15 protein-coding genes are annotated in these 17871 nt (G+C 38.7%); 3 read left to right on the forward strand and 12 right to left on the reverse strand.

The genetic code is table 11. From position 1 onward, the window contains the following. Nucleotides 1-204: 204 nt before the first annotated feature. Both EZ449_RS13570 and EZ449_RS13575 read left to right on the forward strand, forming a co-directional pair. Nucleotides 205-594, forward strand: coding sequence for a BlaI/MecI/CopY family transcriptional regulator (locus tag EZ449_RS13570; RefSeq protein ID WP_131559678.1), 390 nt, complete (start codon nucleotides 205-207; stop codon nucleotides 592-594). A gap of 33 nt (nucleotides 595-627) precedes the next feature. Then, nucleotides 628-2535 carry a M56 family metallopeptidase gene (locus tag EZ449_RS13575; protein WP_131559680.1) on the forward strand — a complete coding sequence of 636 codons (1908 nt, stop codon included), beginning with the start codon at nucleotides 628-630 and terminating at the stop codon, nucleotides 2533-2535. A gap of 275 nt (nucleotides 2536-2810) precedes the next feature. Here the strand turns inward: EZ449_RS13575 and EZ449_RS13580 are convergent, their stop codons facing one another. From EZ449_RS13580 to EZ449_RS13610, 7 genes are all read right to left on the reverse strand, one after another. After that, nucleotides 2811-4100: a GntT/GntP/DsdX family permease gene (locus EZ449_RS13580; RefSeq protein WP_131559682.1), complete on the reverse strand. Its 1290-nt coding sequence runs from the start codon at nucleotides 4098-4100 to the stop codon at nucleotides 2811-2813. Nucleotides 4101-4126: 26 nt separating this feature from the next. Then, a complete protein-coding gene (locus tag EZ449_RS13585; RefSeq protein ID WP_131559684.1) occupies nucleotides 4127-4309 on the reverse strand; it encodes a hypothetical protein in 183 nt (60 codons plus the stop codon). A 39-nt stretch (nucleotides 4310-4348) separates the two neighbouring features. Next, the gene (locus EZ449_RS13590; protein ID WP_262711135.1) at nucleotides 4349-4735 is read right to left on the reverse strand and encodes a lipocalin family protein; all 387 of its coding nucleotides are present in this window, start codon (nucleotides 4733-4735) and stop codon (nucleotides 4349-4351) included. 205 nt (nucleotides 4736-4940) lie between these two features. Next, nucleotides 4941-5210 (reverse strand): helix-turn-helix domain-containing protein, encoded by a 270-nt coding sequence (locus EZ449_RS13595; protein ID WP_225872327.1) that lies wholly within the window; start codon nucleotides 5208-5210, stop codon nucleotides 4941-4943. Between the two features lie 466 nt (nucleotides 5211-5676). Continuing rightward, the gene (locus EZ449_RS13600; RefSeq protein WP_131559686.1) at nucleotides 5677-5868 is read right to left on the reverse strand and encodes a hypothetical protein; all 192 of its coding nucleotides are present in this window, start codon (nucleotides 5866-5868) and stop codon (nucleotides 5677-5679) included. Nucleotides 5869-6198: 330 nt separating this feature from the next. Beyond that, nucleotides 6199-8733 carry an ABC transporter permease gene (locus tag EZ449_RS13605; RefSeq protein WP_131559688.1) on the reverse strand — a complete coding sequence of 845 codons (2535 nt, stop codon included), beginning with the start codon at nucleotides 8731-8733 and terminating at the stop codon, nucleotides 6199-6201. Continuing rightward, the gene (locus tag EZ449_RS13610) at nucleotides 8726-9415 is read right to left on the reverse strand and encodes an ABC transporter ATP-binding protein (RefSeq protein ID WP_131559690.1); all 690 of its coding nucleotides are present in this window, start codon (nucleotides 9413-9415) and stop codon (nucleotides 8726-8728) included. Before EZ449_RS13610 ends, EZ449_RS13605 begins: the two co-directional genes overlap by 8 nt. A 68-nt stretch (nucleotides 9416-9483) precedes the next feature. Here EZ449_RS13610 and EZ449_RS13615 point away from each other — a divergent pair, with 68 nt between their 5' ends. Then, nucleotides 9484-10200: an arylesterase gene (locus tag EZ449_RS13615; RefSeq protein WP_225872317.1), complete on the forward strand. Its 717-nt coding sequence runs from the start codon at nucleotides 9484-9486 to the stop codon at nucleotides 10198-10200. A 30-nt stretch (nucleotides 10201-10230) separates the two neighbouring features. Here EZ449_RS13615 and EZ449_RS13620 read toward each other — a convergent pair whose 3' ends face one another. The 5 genes from EZ449_RS13620 to EZ449_RS13640 are packed head-to-tail and all read right to left on the reverse strand — an operon-like array spanning nucleotide 10231 to nucleotide 17852. Beyond that, a complete protein-coding gene (locus tag EZ449_RS13620) occupies nucleotides 10231-11799 on the reverse strand; it encodes a hypothetical protein (protein ID WP_131559692.1) in 1569 nt (522 codons plus the stop codon). Next, entirely contained in the window at nucleotides 11799-13658 is a 1860-nt protein-coding gene (locus tag EZ449_RS13625; protein ID WP_131559694.1) for a glycosyltransferase family 2 protein, read from the reverse strand. Before EZ449_RS13625 ends, EZ449_RS13620 begins: the two co-directional genes overlap by 1 nt. Before the next feature lies 1 nt (nucleotide 13659). Next, nucleotides 13660-14490: a hypothetical protein gene (locus EZ449_RS13630; protein WP_131559696.1), complete on the reverse strand. Its 831-nt coding sequence runs from the start codon at nucleotides 14488-14490 to the stop codon at nucleotides 13660-13662. Nucleotides 14491-14494: 4 nt separating this feature from the next. Beyond that, the gene (locus tag EZ449_RS13635; protein WP_131559698.1) at nucleotides 14495-16492 is read right to left on the reverse strand and encodes a cellulose biosynthesis cyclic di-GMP-binding regulatory protein BcsB; all 1998 of its coding nucleotides are present in this window, start codon (nucleotides 16490-16492) and stop codon (nucleotides 14495-14497) included. A gap of 16 nt (nucleotides 16493-16508) precedes the next feature. Next, a complete protein-coding gene (locus EZ449_RS13640; RefSeq protein ID WP_131559700.1) occupies nucleotides 16509-17852 on the reverse strand; it encodes an ATP-binding protein in 1344 nt (447 codons plus the stop codon). Nucleotides 17853-17871 lie beyond the last annotated feature (19 nt).

Consider the following 17871-nt stretch of genomic DNA (forward strand, 5'->3'; position numbering starts at 1 on the left):
TTATTATTTCATTTGGTGTGATGCAAAAATGACTTTAAATATTCCAATCCTTGTTACATCATTTTATAAATGTTTTATATAATTATCTTTTATAAATGCCTTTTAAACCTACGTTGGTGCTTATTTGAATGATCAACATAAAAAATATTAAAAAATAATTTAGGTAATATTTGCATCGTACGAAAACTATCGTACCTTTAGATTATGAAGAATGATCGAGCTGAAAATAATTTGCCAGAACCAACCAAAGCTGAACTAGAAATTCTGCAGGTGCTTTGGGAATTCGGGCCATCTACAGTAAGGTTTGTGAATGATAAACTGAACGAAAATAGGGAAGTGAATTATACTTCAACCCTTAAGCAAATGCAAATCTTAACCGAAAAAGGAATTTTAAAACGTGATGAAAGCCAAATGAAGCACATTTATATTCCTGTTGAGGCAGAGGCAAAAACGAAAGTTCAGTTGTTAGATCGTTTTGTGAGTACGCTTTACAAAGGTTCGGCATCGCAATTAATGATGCAGCTTTTGGGCAACGAAAAAACATCGAAAGCAGAAATTGAAGAGATTAAGCGGCTATTGGATAGCATGGAATAATTAAGGAAACCTAAAACATTAAAGAACCACTTAATGGAATTCAAACTCATTAATCTATCGCCAGAAAACTGGCTACAAGCAGTTGGGGCAACGCTATTTCATTCGCTTTGGCTTGGCGTTATCTTGTCGCTAGTTTGTGGCGTAGTTATGTTTGCTACCCGAAAAGCAAGTGCCAGTTTGCGCTATAATTTGCTAACCATTTGTTTGTTTTTATTTGTTGGCGTCATTGGATTTACTTTCTTTGTTGAACTTCAAAAGCCTGCATCGGCTAATTTGGCAGGATTGGCAAATGAGACGCAAATCAATCTTCAAAAAGTAGATGTTAAGCAACCAGTGATCTCAGATTTTCAGCATCAGTTGTATGCAGGTTTAAGCAATTTATTAAACATTTGGAATGAGTATGCTTACCAAATTGTGATGGTTTGGTTCTTGATTATCTGTGGTAAAAGTATTCAACTTGTTGTTGGACTAAATGGCGTTTATCATTTAAGGAACAATCAAACTTATCCATCAGGTAAGCAGTGGGATGATAAATTGGATACGCTGGCCAAAAAATTGGGTATTCATCAACAAGTAAAAATGATGCAGTCTGGTTTAGCGCAAATGCCATTGGTTGTCGGTCATTTTAAGCCTTTAATCTTAATTCCCTTGGGCTTAATAAATGGTTTGTCTAACGCAGAAGTTGAGGCAATTTTATCTCACGAGTTGGCCCACATTAAACGCAGAGATTACTTGGTTAACCTGTTGCAGAGTTTTATCGAAATCGTATTCTTCTTCAATCCAGCGGTACTTTGGGTATCGCAATTAATAAAAACAGAACGTGAACATTGTTGCGATGATTTGGCCATCGCCTGTGTAAACGATCGCAAAAACTACGTTAAGGCCTTAATATTTTGTCAAGAGTTTAAGCAGTGCGCACCTGCTTACGCAATGGGCATTACGGGCAAGAAAGGTAGCCTACTACATAGGGCAAGTAGGATGTTATTTAACACCAATTCAACTTTAAACAAAATGGAAAAAACAATATTAACCATCGCATTGGTATCGGTTGTGTTTTGCACTGCCGCATTTAAAAGTGTTAGCTATGCAGCAACACCATCGAACAAAAAGGAAATGTTTACCGAAACACAAGTTGTACAGGATACCACAAGAAAAACGGCAAAAAACGAAAAGACAAAGTCAGTTGAACAGTTAGAACAAGAGATTGAACAAAAACTTAAATTGGCCGAACAAAAATCAACGGACAAGAGTAAGCTAAGAACCAGTAAGGAAGAAGCTAAAAAACAGTATAAAACTGATAAAGAGGAATATACTAAACGGGCAAAGGAAAATGCCAAACAAGCCATCGTTAATGCCGACCAAGCAAAAAAAGATGCTGAGCAAGCGATTCTTGATGCCAAGCAAGCAAAGGAAGATTCGAAGCAGGCAATTATCGACTCACAGCAGGCGCAAGAAGATTCAAAGCAGGCTATTGCTGATGCTATGCAAGCAAAAGATGATGCCGAGCTTGCTAGGCAGGATGCAATAGGAGATAGAATTCCAAAACCGGCGAGAGCTCCAAGAGCGCCAAGGCCACCAAAGCCGCCTGTAGCGCCAAGGGATATTAATTCTAAAATGCCACCTGCACCTCCAGCACCACCAAGAATTGATAGAGAAGCGGCCACAACAAAAACAATTTCTGAGCATGTGTCAACATCCAAAAGTGTTACCAATGGCGATGGGAGAGATTATACGAACCAAATCAATAAAGAATTGCTGAATGACGGAATTATCAGTACCACAAATAAGTTATCGTACAAGCTCAACAAAACAGATTTGATTGTAAATGGTGTAAAACAGAATGACCAAATTCAGAAAAGGTACAAGCAAAAGTTTTTAAAAAATGAGGGCCATTCCTTAATGTACAACTTCTCGGTAGAAAACCACAGCACTAACTTTTGATCGCATACCTTAATCGGATAAAATTAATGCAATTAATACTACTTTATTGATGGGTTTTAATACGAGAGGACTAAGGAAATAACGCAGTATTATAGTCCACAAGGGCTATTGCCGCTGGTTTATTGGATGAGCATCTTTGTATCATTCAGATTAAATCAATGGGACGATTTAGATGACGTAGATATGGCCAGCGATTCGCTGGCCTATCTCATTTAAGGCCATTTTATTTTATATAGAATATACGCCAGTTTGAGGCTTCAGAAATCAAGTTTGCCTTAACTAACAAACTGGTTTAATAATAAGACTCCAATCAATCCCAAAATAGAAACAATACTTTCCATTGCTGTCCACGTACGGAAAGTTTCCTTAAGTGTAAGGTTGAAATATTCCTTAAACATCCAAAAGCCGGTATCGTTTACGTGAGAAAACATCAAACTACCTGCCCCAACAGAAAGCACCATAAGCTCTGGAGAAGCACCCGGACCGATTAATGGTAAAACCATGCCCGATGCTGTAAGTGCAGCAACTGTTGCCGAGCCTAGGGTTACACGAAGCGATGCCGTGATGAGCCAAGCCAATAATAGCGGCGATAAATTTAAGTTTCCTGTTAATTGTTTTACGGTTTCACCCATACCGCTGTCGATTAGTATTTGCTTAAAGGCACCTCCAGCGGCAATAATGAGAATAATCATGGCCACGCCCTTTACGCCCTCTGTACAGGATTCCATTGCTTTTTCTATGGATGTTTTTTGTACTAACAGCGTGATAATAACCGAAAGCAATAACGCCGCAGTAGGGTCTGCCAAAAAAACAAGGACAGGTTTTCCTATATAATTGGCGTTAATTGCGCTTCCAATGGTTCCTGCAATAATAAGGAATACAGGTAATAGGGCAGTGATAAAGCTTCTGGTTCCCGATGGCAGGTGGGCTTCGTCGTCTATAATAAAATCCTTTGCTACGGGTTGATTTCGATTAATAATCAGCCTTGGGAAATAAACACCGGCAATTACGGCGATCGGCAAACTTAAAATCAATCCATAAATAAGTGTTTTGCCAATATCGGCATGGAAAATTCCGGCCAAGGCAACAGGCCCAGGATGCGGAGGTAAAAAGCCGTGGGTTACTGAAAGTGCAGCAGCCATCGGAATGCCAATATATAATTTTGATAAACCAGTGGCGGCAGAAATGGCAAAAACCAATGGAATTAAAACCACAAAACCTGCATTGTAAAATAGTGGAATCCCCACCAATAAACCGGTTAACAAAACGGCCCACTGAATATTTTTCTTTCCAAATGCCTTAATTAGTATAAAGACGATCTTTTTGGCCGAACCACTATCCTCAATCAGCTTACCCATCATTGCACCAAGGGCGAGTACCATAACCATACTGCCCAAGGTACTTCCAATTCCATTGCTGATGGATCCCATTACTTTCACTGCAGGCATGCCCAATAATAAACCAGTGATAATTGCAACAGCTGAAAGTGCAATCATCGGGTTTATCTTTTTTAAGATCAGCACAAATAACAATAGGATACCGAAAAGTAGGAAGAATAGTGACATGGATCGATAGGGATTTTAGGTCTAATTTACTTTTTTACGGTGATGGTTCTTCCTGTAACCAGATGAAATTCGTAAATTCTGTACAAACCGTCATCGCTAATCTCTATGGTTTCTACCAATCCCGTTTTGCTAAAGGTATCGGTCACCATATTCCCAATCCTAACTTCTTGAAGTACATCACTTGGTGTATCGTTATTCAATCTAATCATGCTGTAAATGTATTACTAATTGAATTAAAGCCTAAATTATTATTGATCATGTTTTGTCCAAACTAGGGTGGAGGTATCATAACCTAAAGCTTGTGCTTTTTTAAGGTATTCTGCCTTGACATTTTCGGGGATGCTCGGTTTTCTTGCTAAGATCCAAAGGTAATCCAGGTTATTGCCAGCAATTAACGCGAACTGATAATCTTCATCAATTTGAATAACATTGTAGCCCGCATAAAAAGGACCGAAAAAGGAAACCTTTAACCTCCCCTCATCGCTATTATTTACAAACTTCGCCTTGCCAACACTTTGCTTCCATTCCTTTTTCACGTAGTTGTAACCACGGTTATCCACCTTAATGGCGCCATCATCTTTAAGTGAATACGTCGCCGTAACATTGTTCAGGTTTTTCTCAAACTTGAAATCCATTCGGGCAATCTCATACCATTTGCCCAGATATTATCTTTTTTGAAAGGCTTTACTGCGGTTGCTCCCTTTGGTATAGAAACGCAGGAAACGAGGTTTATCGCTATTGCCCCAACTCCTAAGGTTAGGAGTAATAATTTGGTTTTTTTATTCATCATGCTCTAATTTTCAAAGAATAACATCACCAGCAGAAAAATGTTCCAAATAGTCAAATAAGCGTATTAAACTTCGATTCGATATGGTTTTTAGCTTGTTTTTGAAATGCCTCTGGCGTTTGCTGCGTTTGCTTTTTAAAAAACCTGCTGAAATATGGTCGATCAGAAAAGCCTAAATCGTAAGCAATTTCCTTAATGGTAAGCTCGCTGTGGATGATTTTTCTTTTGACCTCCAAAATGATGCGATCATGAATAATCTGCATACCGGTTTTATTCAGCTTTTCCTTAAGAATCTGATTCAGTCGCTTAGAGCTAATGCCAATTTTCCCTGCATAAAAATCTGTATGTTAAAAATGATAATGGAGAAATTTTGGTAGAAAATCCTTTGGAGGTAGAAAGCTATTTCAAATACCCAGATTTAACGTTTCAATGTGAGTTTTTAGCAAAACAATACAAGAGACCATTCAGGAAGATATTTCTGAGAACTACAATTTATTTTGCGTTACGATGAACTTAAGCATGCAATTCAGAATATTGTTGATATGCCAGATAAGGAAATTAATAGTATGATTGTATTTCATCACCAAAATAAAGGATGTTTTCCAAAGCGTAGAAGAACTGATTTCGTTAAGTTAATGGATGAGGAGATTCAAAAAATGTAAGAAATTTACAATGAAATTTTTAATTAATACTTGTTCTTATGGTAAGGAATATTGATTTTTGATATTTTACAGTATCAAAAAACGCCCATCCTTATCGGTATGAGCGCTAGTTGTTTGATTATTGTTTTTAATGCTTCACATCGGCAGGAGCATTTGTAGTAGAATCGGCTGTGGTATCAGCACTTGTACTATCAACTACCTTATTGGTATCTGCATATTTGTACATGCTATCAGCATTTTCCTGATCTGCTTTTTTACCGCTACACGCTGCCAATCCCAAACCAAGGGACGCAACTAAGATTAATATTTTTGCTTTCATGTTCAACTTTATTGGTATTTAAATACAATCCTTTTTAAAAGCGAATTGTTTTGGCAAAAGGGATATTAATTAACCACAGATAAGAAAGGATAGGCACAGATAAAGAATAACAACCCAAGTCTGTGTGATCTGTGTAGTCTGCGGCTAAAACCTAAGCCCCAAGCTTTACCAAATGATAAAACACATAAAAATTAACAACCCAAATCTGCGTTTATCTGTGCAAATCTGCGGGAAAAGTTAAGCTTCTGGCGTCACTAAATAATTATCCATATAAAAATTAATAACCCAAATCTGTGTTTATCTGTGCAAATCTGTGGCAAAAATCTTCCTTTAACCCTCGGTTCTCAAAATCTTTAGTGGAGGCTGATTTAAGATACTTCTAGTACTTAATACTCCGGTAACCACCACAATTAACATAACAGAGCCAAACAATAAAAGGGTAGGTACAAATGGCGGAACAAAGTTTGCATCGAAAGTAAATTTGGCCAATGCCCAACTTCCGCCTAGTGCCAAAATTAATCCTGCACCTGCTGCAAAAGCACCTAAAAAGAAATATTCAATAGCGTTTATGGCCAAAATCTGTTTTCTACTGGCCCCCATTGTTCTCAATAATATACTTTCCTTTATTCGTTGATTTTTACTGGTAAGTACAGCAGAGATTAATACAATCCAACCGGTTACCATACTAAAGCCTGCCATGAACTGGATTACAAAACCGATTTTACTCAACAATTCATCTAATAGTTTTAATACGAGGTCTAAGTCTATTACCGAAACGTTAGGGAATTTTTGAACAACTTCCCCTTGAAACTTCGCCGACATTTCGCTGGTGGATACTCTCGTCATCAGGACGTGAAACTGCGGTGCCTCCTCTAATACACCAGCCGGAAATACCACCCTAAAGTTGGTTTGCATTTTGCTCCAATTTACTTCTCTAAAGCTTCCAACAACAGTAGGAATCATCATTCCCTGTACATTGAATAATATTTTGTCATTAAGACCAACATTAATTTGTTGCGCATAGCGCTGATCCAATGAAATGTAAATCGTTTCTCCAGATTTTATCCTTCCTATCCATTTTCCTTCTACAATTTTCTCAGCAGCAGTAAGGCTATCCTGATAAGTTGCCCTAATCTCATTTCGATAAGCACGACGGTTATTGGTATCAGCATTGGCTTTCTTTCCATTAATCTCCTCAATCCGCATCGTAATCACCGGAACTTGATTCATCAAGGGTAACTTGAAAGCTTTCGTTAAACTATCTAAACCCTCTTTTTGGGTATTCTGAATATCGAACATCACCATATTTGGCTGATTACTTCCTGATGAAAGCGTAACCCTGTTCATTAAAATTCCCTGAACAAAAAACAGTGTGCAGATAAAAGCGGTTGATAATCCAATCGAAACAGTAAGCATTAAGGTTTGGTTGTTTGGACGATAAAGATTTGCAAAACCTTGCCGCCACAAATAACTAGATGATTTAGGTAAAAGCTTTTTCACCAAGAACATCAACAATTTCGATAAAACAATAAGCAAGATGAAAGCAATGCCAATACTTAAGGTAAAAGCCAATGTTTGTACCCAGGTTTTCATTTGTAAATGGGTAAATCCCGTTACAAAGGCAGCCATAAGAATGTATACCAGCCAGGTTAAGGGATCTCTTTTTCCGCCAGCTTTTTCAAATGAGATTCTTATTGCGTTTAATGGGGAAATCTTTCGCACAGCTAACAGCGAGGGCAATGCAAACAGGATCGAGATAATAAGTCCAAGCAAAATACCCTGACCAACGGCTGGCCATGAAACCTGCATGGTAATTTCAACTGGAAGAAAATCCTTTAGTACCAATGGAAGTAAAAACTGGATTGCTGTCCCCAATATAGAGCCGAGAAGCGCTGCAATAAGTCCGATAAAAAAAATCTGGACAAGATAGATCAAGAAAGCGTGGCGAGACTTTAGTCCGAGGCACCTCAAGGTTGCAATTGCACTAAGTTTTTCCTGGATGTAAACATGAATGGCGCTTCCAACGCCAACGCAACCTAACAATAATGCAATAAATCCCGATAATGCCAAAAAGCGATTTACGTCCTTAAATGATCTTCCTGTTTGCTCCTTTCTGGATTCAACCGTATCGGCATCAAAGCCCTCTTTCTCTAATTTGGGCTCATTCTTTTTTACCCACTCATCCACACCCGATGGATCATTATAGCGGTAGTAAAATTTATTGTTAATCCTACTTCCTGTTTTAATCAGGTTGGTTTTATCTAAGTATTTTAAGGGAATATAAACTGTTGGCGCAACACTTGAGGCGATCCCGGTTTGCCCAGGGGCCTTAATCAGTGTGCCTAAAATCTTAAAGTTAAGCTCGCCCACTTTTACCGAATCTCCAACCTTGGCGCCAAATTGGAGCATCAAGGTTTGATCAACCAATGCATATTGATCATTTTGAAAACCATCCGCTGCCTTTGCAGGAATGGTTTCTATAATTCCATAATAAGGATATTTTCCCTGCAGCGCTTTCATTTGCACTAATCTACTTCCGCCACCTTTTTGGAAATAGATCATTGATGCAAAGGTTTTCTCCTGAGAGCGATCATCGCCAAGCGTATCGAGCATTTTCTGCATCGCTTTGCTTACGCCTTTTCTACTATCTAAAACTAAGTCTGCTCCCGTTAGTTCCTTTGCCTGCGAATCGATATCACGTTGAAGATTATCCTTAAAAGAATACACAGCAACAAGCGCCGCAATACCCAAAACGATAGAGGATATAAAAAGCAACAAGCGAGAGCGGTTCTTTCTACTATCTCTCCAGGCCATCTTAAATAGCCAGGAAAATTTAATATTCTGCTTCGGAATTTGATTAGGCATAGCTTGCTTTCTCGTCTGATAGGATTATGCCACCTTTTACTTTGATGGTTCTTGAGGTTCTTGCCGCCAATTCTAAGTCGTGGGTAACAATTACCAAGGTTGTTCCAGCATCTTTATTAAGGTCGAACAGTAATTTAATTACTTTTTCACTGGTTTCCGCATCGAGGTTTCCTGTTGGTTCATCGGCAAATAGAATAGCAGGTGCATTAGAAAATGCCCTGGCCAAGGAAACACGTTGTTGCTCTCCGCCAGATAATTGAACGGGATAGTGATGCGAGCGATCTGCCAAACCAACTTTATCCAATAAATCCATAGCGTGTGCCTTAATGTTCTTTGCACCCCTCAACTCTAGCGGAACCATTACATTTTCTAATGCGGTTAAGGTTGGAAGCAGTTGAAAGTTTTGGAAAATGAAGCCAACGTATTGATTGCGTACTGCCGCACGTTCATCTTCATTTAATTTTTCAAGGGCAATGCCATTGAGTTCTACCGTTCCGTTGCTTGCCCGATCTAATCCGGCGCAAAGGCCAAGTAGCGTTGTTTTTCCACTCCCTGATGGGCCCGTAATGGCAACTGTGGAACCTGCATCTATAGAGAAATTGATATTGTTGAGAACAGTGAGTTCCTTTCCGGCACTTTGGTAAATTTTGCTTACATTTCGAATGTTCAGTATGCTTTCCAAGTTTCTTATTTTAAGGATTTGCTTAATGGATATTTGCCAAACATAACAAGGCTTTGCCTGTTAAGATAATGGTTTTTTTATTAGAGATAGAATTAGATGATATGTTACGAAAACGCTTTATAGGCCTATTTGTTTTGGTTTTGATGTTTGCAGCCTGTGGAAATAAACAAGATAAGGGCAAGGATAATGAAACATTAGATTCAGCTGACCAAACTACTGCAAATACAAAAATGCAGCAAAAAAATATCCTATTTTTTGGAACCAGCTTAACCGCCGGATATGGATTAGACCCAACCGAGGCTTACCCAGCATTAATCCAGAATAGAATTGATTCGCTTAAACTGCTTTATAAGGTAATTAATGGAGGTTTAAGTGGAGAAACATCAGCAGGTGGGAAAGGTCGAATTGATTGGCTTTTGAAACAACCTGTCGATATTTTTGTGCTTGAGCTTGGTGCAAACGATGGGTTACGTGGCCTGCCCGTAAAACAAACCATAAAAAATCTTCAGGATATCATAGATCGGGTAAAGTCTAAATATCCAGATGTGAAATTGGTGATCGCAGGGATGCAAATGCCGCCCAATATGGGTGCGAAATATGCTGCCGATTTTAAGAACATCTTCCCCGATCTGGCCAAGAAGAATAATATGGTATTAATTCCCTTTCTCTTGGATAAAGTTGGAGGCATTCCTAAGTTAAATCAGGCAGATGGCATTCATCCAACAGCCGAGGGAGATAAAATATTGGCAGATAATGTTTGGGTGGTGCTTAAGGATTTACTCTAGGCCACCATCTCCAACCACTTATAACCACGGCTAAAGCACACTGTATAATATCCAATTTTTGCTCTGTTGAACTTTTGTAAGTGTTAAACCATCCTTTTGAAACCTATCGAACGCTTCGGTATTTAACAGACTGAAATTTTGGTAAGGATTATTTACGCTTGGCATTAGGATATAGTTTACATTATCTCTTGGAGAGGCAAGTGCAGCCAAAAATGTTTTTTGTGCAGGGATAAGAAAACGCTTGCATGAACTTGAGATTGCAATAATTCGGTAGGCTGTAGCATCATCGGCTAAAATTGTTTTCGTAGACGGAATGTTATTAATGTACTTTGCCATTGTACCATCCTCATCAGGAGTAATTAATTTTTGGTCGAAGATCAAATGCTTAAACTCGGTTACGTATTTTCTTTCCTCTGGAACAGATGAGCTGTTCATCATAAAATAACCTGTAGCCAATTGTAAAATAATGATGAATAAATACAGCTGGCCCATATATTTCAGGTTCTTAAAATTCTGGGCGTTTAAGATAATTCCCCAGCACATACAGATAAATGCAGCATAAAAACCAACTTGAAGAAAAACATCAGGATACTTGATTTTTAAGAACTCCATAAATAGGAACAGGGCAAATACCACGAAAGTATTTCGTAAATTACTTTTAAAAACCGAAAAGCACAAAAGTATCATCGGTGCATAAATCAAGATCTTAATTGTGGTTAAAAAGCTGGTCTCAGTAATAAACGAACTCACCTGATCTTTCGCAAAACCTGTAAAATTCTCGCTCTGGTTTATCACCGCCAGGTAATTGGCATAAGGGCTATCTAAAAAATAATTAGAATCACCGGTATAGGTTTCATTCAAAAGCCTAAAGGCAAAAATTGCGGTAAGTGGTAACGCAAATACGATTAAATAAACTGCAAAGGTTTTATTTCCCAACTTTCTTCTAATGGAAAGACTGTTAAAGGCGAATGCAATTCTTTCCCATGGATCGCTTTTGGCAATCTGCATCGATTGTAGTGCGGCAACAAAGATTACGGGTAGAAGAAACAAGGCCAACCATATAAATTTGAAATTGCAGAATACCAGCATCGTAAAGTAGATACTGGCGACAGAAATATGATAAGAAGTATTATACTTGAAGTATTTGTAAAGGGCAGAAATAAAGAGGTAAAAAAAGAGGAGCATCATATAATCGCTCTTGCCAGATACAGCTATGAACAAAAAGGTAGGGTGAAAAAGAAAAGTTACCAATATCCCCGCAAAAAGCCAATTTTTGTACTGATGGGTTTCAATGGAATTGGCAATGATATAAAATAGTACCGTTGTTCCTACGGCAGAGGCAATAAATGGCGCAAACGTACTGTGGAAAATGGAGAATAACCAAGTAGAGAAAAAGGAAAGCTGAGGGAAGGTTAGCCCCACAATGGTTAGTCGATCTACACCTCCATTACTGAATAGAATTGCTTTTTCGGCAAAGAAAAGTCCCTCGCTACTGTATACGCCCTTAGAGAATAGTGCATAGGCTAACGCAAGGTAATACAAGAAAAGTACTGCCGATATGGGGTATAATCTATTCTTAAATGGTATCAAACTTTTCATTATTCTGCTTTTTGATTTTGAGTGGTGGTAACCTTGCTCAATCCGTGATTTGTCTTTTCCCAATAAAATGGCTTGGTAATTAGCTGCCAAAGCCCCTTGTAGGCAGAAATGGAGTGCATTAGCCAGTAAACGGGATTAGTGATGGCGTACAAGATCAGCTCGTAATACCTGCGTTTAAAAACGGCAATCATATTCACGTATATCATCAATATATTGCCGATTATGAAATTAAAGGTAGAAATGTAAAGTACCCAATCTGGAAATATGGTCTTAATGTTCTGGATATCAAATACGAGGTAGCTGATAAATAAAAGGAGTAAGATTGGATAAACCAAAAAGGTGATGGGAGTTGCCCCAATAAAGAAATTGAACCCTAGAAATCCTTTCCATCCAATTTTTTGGATCAACTTTGCGGGGTTGCGCATGTGCACCAAATAGGTTTGCATGTAGCCCTTAATCCACCTCGATCTTTGTCTAATCCAGTTAAAAGTCTCGTTATTTGCCTCTTCATAAGTGGTGGAATTAACCAGAGCAACCTTATAGCCCTTAGCAAATGCCCGAATGCCCAAATCGGCATCCTCAGTAACATTAAATGGATCCCAGCCGCCCAATTCGATGAGGTTCTTCATTTTAAAATGATTGCTGGTACCGCCTAATGGGATTGGAATATCCAATGTTCCAAGTCCTGGAAGCATGTAATCGAACCAATATGAATATTCTAGGGTGAACATTCTGGTTAAGAAGTTCTCGTTCCTGTTGAAATAGTTTAGTGCACACTGAATGCAGATATAGTTTTGGGGTAGCTTACGGAAAAGGGCAACTACTTTTTTCAACTGATCCGTATCAGGCACATCCTCAGCATCATAAATGGTAAGGTATTCTCCACGAGAAAAGTGCAACCCATAATTGCAGGCCTTGGGTTTTGTTTTTGGCATGTGGAAAGGAACTACAATCACCTCGAAAATGGCCGGAAAATCAAGGTCTTTTACGGCGTTGAGGGTTTTGTCGTCGTCTTCTTCAATAAGCAGTTTAATATCCAGCTTTTCCCTTGGATAATCCAACGATTGCAGGTTCCAGATCAGCTTACGAATCAATTTGTCTTCCTTGTAAACTGGCAATTGAATGGTGAAAACTGGTAAATCATCGTTATCAATCCCTTTTAGCTCTTTCTTGCTCACCGCTTGATAAAGTTCTAGCTTCGATCCCGATAGGGCTAGGTAAAGCTTAAACACAATGGCGATTAAAAAGAATGTACTCATCAGGATATTGATGATAATGGAGGTGTTAATGAAATTTAAGAACAATGCAACCACCACCACACCAATTAGCGAAAAGATTATAACCAGCTGCTTTTGGGTAAAGGTAACCAAGGCAGAACTATCAGGATCTCGGTTAAGCAGTTCGAAAACTGCTGATTTAACATATTTTTCGCCAAGTAATTTGTGGGCCAGCCACAATATATCCAAATCTGATGCCACCAGAACCACCAATTCCATCCCGAATTTCTCCTGAATCTCAATAAGATCATCAGTAATATAAGGGGAAGCAACCGCAACAACTAACTTGCCATGTTCCTTTCTAAGTGGAAGAATTAAGTTTCCATCAACTTTCATCAAGTCATTTTGCGACATTACAGCTGCATCGATCTGCTCAGCTCGGACATCGATAAAAACATAGCCCTGTTCTTCCAAACACTTCTTAAATTGTTTTCTGCTGATGTAGCCAAAATTGAGAGCGATCTTAATGAACGAGAGTTGGTTTGAACGCGAAAAATTATTGATATGCGCCAATTGTTCGGCAGTAAGCAGTCCGGCTGAGATCAGTAGATCTTCTAAGCTTTCTAAGTAGGTATCTGTCATATTAAAAGCGAAAAATTCCCATTACCATTACCCCTTGGCCAATTCCCGAATTCCGGTTAAGGATATCATGAAATGGACCTGCATAAATCCAGTTGTCACCAACTATCCGTTGTCCAATACCGAGTGTTGCCTTTAAAAAGGTAAACTGTGTATTGGAAGCTAAATTTTCAGGATCGAAAAGACTAGATCGATAAGCACTTACGCCACTCAATTCGCCCATGATCTGATTATTTTTCCCTATTTTTATTCCAGAAGTGGCCAAATATGTTAGCTGCCCGATATCGCCTTTCCCACCAAAAAAGTGCCTGTAGCCACCTTCAAGATTAAAATAAGCTTTTTCGGTAACCAGGCCGCTAAACATAAGTTTAAACTCAGTTCCGAATTGTCCATACCCAGGTACAGGATTTTTCTTAAGTCCATAAAGTGGAATACTAGCCAACCCCTGAGCCGTAAGGAAATACCGATCTTTATTAAATTTTAAGAAATTATATTTAAAACCAAGCTCTAAATCCGTTAACGAGGTATTCTTGTTCCCTTGAAAATCATCTTTAAACTGTGCTGTGCTCAAGGGCATCTTCAACACAAAGTCAAGCCTATCGGTTATGCCGTGTTCCAGATATAACTGTGCGGTAAAGGAACTGTATTTGCCACCATTTCCATAGTTAAATTTGTTCCCGCTTAAATCTCTGTAAGATTTGGCAACGAAATAACTTAAGTATGGCGAAAGCAATGTCTTTCTTTTGCCCGTTGGAAAGCCACTTGAATGCGCCTCCTGGAAAATGCACATTAAGAAAATGGCCGTTAAAGAAAGACTGATCGATCTGATAAACATAATTTTAAGTGTTAACAATGGTTTGAGAGTGTTTAACTTTAGTACGCACGTAGATGTAGCCTAAAAAAACCATGAAAAGTACACCAGCCAAAAACAACAACTTGTATCTCGTCCAAAAGCTAATCCATGGACCATTTTCATCGCCACTATATTTGATGTTATTGCTGTTCTGAGCGAGATTGAAAATTTGGTGATTCTTTTTATTGCTAATGAGAATATTTCCAGAGAACTGGTTAAGCTGCTCGCTCATATCGGTTACGGTTTGCTGTAATGCCGCTTTCGAAAAGCCATCGTTGGGAATGGTAATTGATAATACCGCTGGAAAACGGCCATCTTCGAATATTTGGGCTATAGTAGATTGATCTGGGGACGACAATTGATACATAATCTCATTGTTGTTATCGCCATAAATGGTAAAGCCTTTACTGTATTGAAGGGGAATATGCGTTAGCTCTGTTAAAAGAGAATCTTTTCGAGTGGTCAGCAGTATAACATTCTTGCCCGTGTATTTATTGGCATTATTACTGAAATCGATTATTGGCCGGTAGGTAACCTCATTGCTATAGTGATCATTCAGCTGATAAGCTAAATCTGCAATCGCCGAAATAGACGAGGAAAGCGCATCTTTCGAAACTAGAATGGCAGCATTTTGTTGGAATACATCAGGATAACTGTAAAAACTGATCTGCTTCTCGTTTAGGTTCGAGCCCACATCTAAAAAGGAGGATTTAACATCCACCTGCCCAACAAAATTGCTTACAGTGCCAGTGCGCAAACCATTAGCTGTATTGTACACAAACTCAGTTCTTAGGGTGTTAAACTTTTTAATCTGGTAGCGGTTAACAGAAGCGGCAACCCTTAGCGATCCAGATTCATTTAATTGGCGTGAGGTTATGAGCGTGTTATTTAAATAAACGTTAAAATAGCCACGGTCGTTTTTGCCAATTCCTGTATACTTAACATGTAGCTCCATATTAAGATCTGCCGGAATATGTGCAAAGGCCGATGTTTTAAAATTAAAATCGTGTGAGTTACTTCCGCCCCCTGGTTCTTGGTTGGCATTATCATCCAGATCTGATAAAAATAACTTATCGTCTTTTTCAAAGGGTTTATAGCCTGATGTTTTGATGATTAGCTGATTCTGGAAATTGGCGCTTAATATTCCAGGTGTTAAAACAGCATCTAATGCTTTCGATAAACCCAATGCATCAATCGCGGTCATGAACAATATCTGCTCTACGTTTTGCTCACTTTGTCCAATCAACCCTTTATGGATGTACAATAAGCCATCGCCAGATTTGATCTTGGCGCTTATCATGGTGCGATATGCAGGTTTTAGCTTATGTAACAGCCCAATATAAATAAAATCTGATAATCCGCTGGGTACAGCATCCTGTGCATAAAGTTTTATGTTGCGCTGTCCCGATCTGCGTAGTTTGGCGTAGGTTAGGGCAACGGCCTGTAGCTCTCCCGAAGAAATATTGTTGGGATATACAATTGCTGTTTTTGAAAATGTAGTGTTGGATAAATTAACCGATGCCAAGCCATAACTTTGATCTGCAGCCCAGGTAATATTCGATTGTGGAAGAATATTTAGCCACAGTGATGGGTTGTTTTCTTCCTGATAAGGTGTATTCCCAATAAAAAGCTGACTCTTTACCGTCAGTTTTAAAAAGGGCGCTTTAGCGTTCTTATTGTAAGTAAGTGGAATGATGAGCTTGTTGATAGTATCTGGCTTAAAGCGGCTACTGTAGCTGGGCTCGTCGTTAACAAAAACATGAACAAATGATTTAGCCATGTTCAGCGTTCTCGGTACTGAAACCGATAGCGATAGGGTACTTCCATCTATCTGCTGGTTCGGAAGCACTCTAAAATAATAAGTGTAAGATCCATCACTTCCCCTTAAGGTTTGGGTGGCGTAACCATATTCCTTAAATGATTTTTGAGCGAATAGGCCGCAGTGTAGTAGTAGAAGAGAAAGTATAAAGTAGAGTTTTTTCATATGCGAGCGTAAAATTTTAAAGAGAGGTGGGTTGATCAAATGTTAACTTATAAGTGACGGACTCGTCGCCCTCATGAAAGGATAACCGAGTATTTATTTTTTTTGCCAATAAGCGGCCAATATATAAGCCTGGTGCCGGGCTGCCTGCCCTTGTATCACTAGCTTGGCGTTCAGCCTTATTTATTTTGCGTTCTGTAGCCGATTTTGAACAGGTTAACAAAAGGCTTGTTCCATCTTCCTCGTTGGCAACCGAAGCCGTAAGATGGGTGCCTTTTGATGAAAACCTTATGCAGTTCGCAAATAAATTATAAAGAAGCTGTTCGTAATCAAGCTGATCAATTTGAAAGATATGGCTGCGATCGTTCGGTAAGGAAATAAAATTGATACCAGAACGAGAGAACTGCTCCTCCATCGATTTGGCAACTTTGTTAAATGTTTGTTCAATGCTTATTGGCTCAGCTGCTGTAGTTGCCCCTTGCTTTTGAATATTTTGCTCATTGGGGAAAAGTGCTATCAATTGTTCTAGTCGAGAAATATTATCCCCCATCATATTGGCGGTCTCTTGTTTCTCGTGGTAGCCTGCATCTACGGTATCAAAATTGCAAGCCTCCACAATAACTTCAATATCACGCTTTACTAGAGATAAAAAGGCTTCCTGTTGCATCACCACTTCGGTTAATTGGGCGTTTGATGATTCTACTAAGAGATTTTTTACATGCAATTCTTTATGAAGCAATTGTAGCTGAGCCGAAGTATTCTTAACAACAATGTCGTTTAATGCATTTCTCTTAATGATGCTGTATCTCACTACTGGAATAAAACAAGAGAAAAAACCCGTCATAATAAAAAGTCCGGCTCCTTGGGTAATAAAAATCTGTATGCTTCCGGTATTAAAAAGATGAAAGGAAACAACAATCATCAACAGGGTTAAAAAGAAATGCACAAATGAATAAGAGGCAGGCCAAAACACCGTTAGGTTAAATAGCATGAAAAGACTGGCATAAAGCAGGAAGAAAATGGGTGCCACTTCAAAGGGAACAATGTTGCACAATATAGCTGCATTTACGGCGATCGTTGCAAATGTCATATGCAAGGCAATCAGCGGTGAGCTTTTCGTTCTCGAGCAGATATCGTAAACAGCATAAATTGCGAGTACCGATATCACCTTGATCAAGATCAAGGTTTGGTAAAGCTCATAGGCATACACATAATCAAGTATTCCCAAAAGGGGATAAAAGAAAATGACCATCCAGATGATGATGTTAGCGTAGTAAAGAGATTTTTTGCTCAACTCTTTACTAAATACAGCAGTATCTATATGGATGTACTGGAATATACTATCTTTGGGTTCAAACTTCATAATAAAATAGGTGACAACG

It is taken from the genome of Pedobacter frigidisoli, assembly GCF_004331675.1.
Lineage (GTDB): Bacteria > Bacteroidota > Bacteroidia > Sphingobacteriales > Sphingobacteriaceae > Pedobacter > Pedobacter frigidisoli.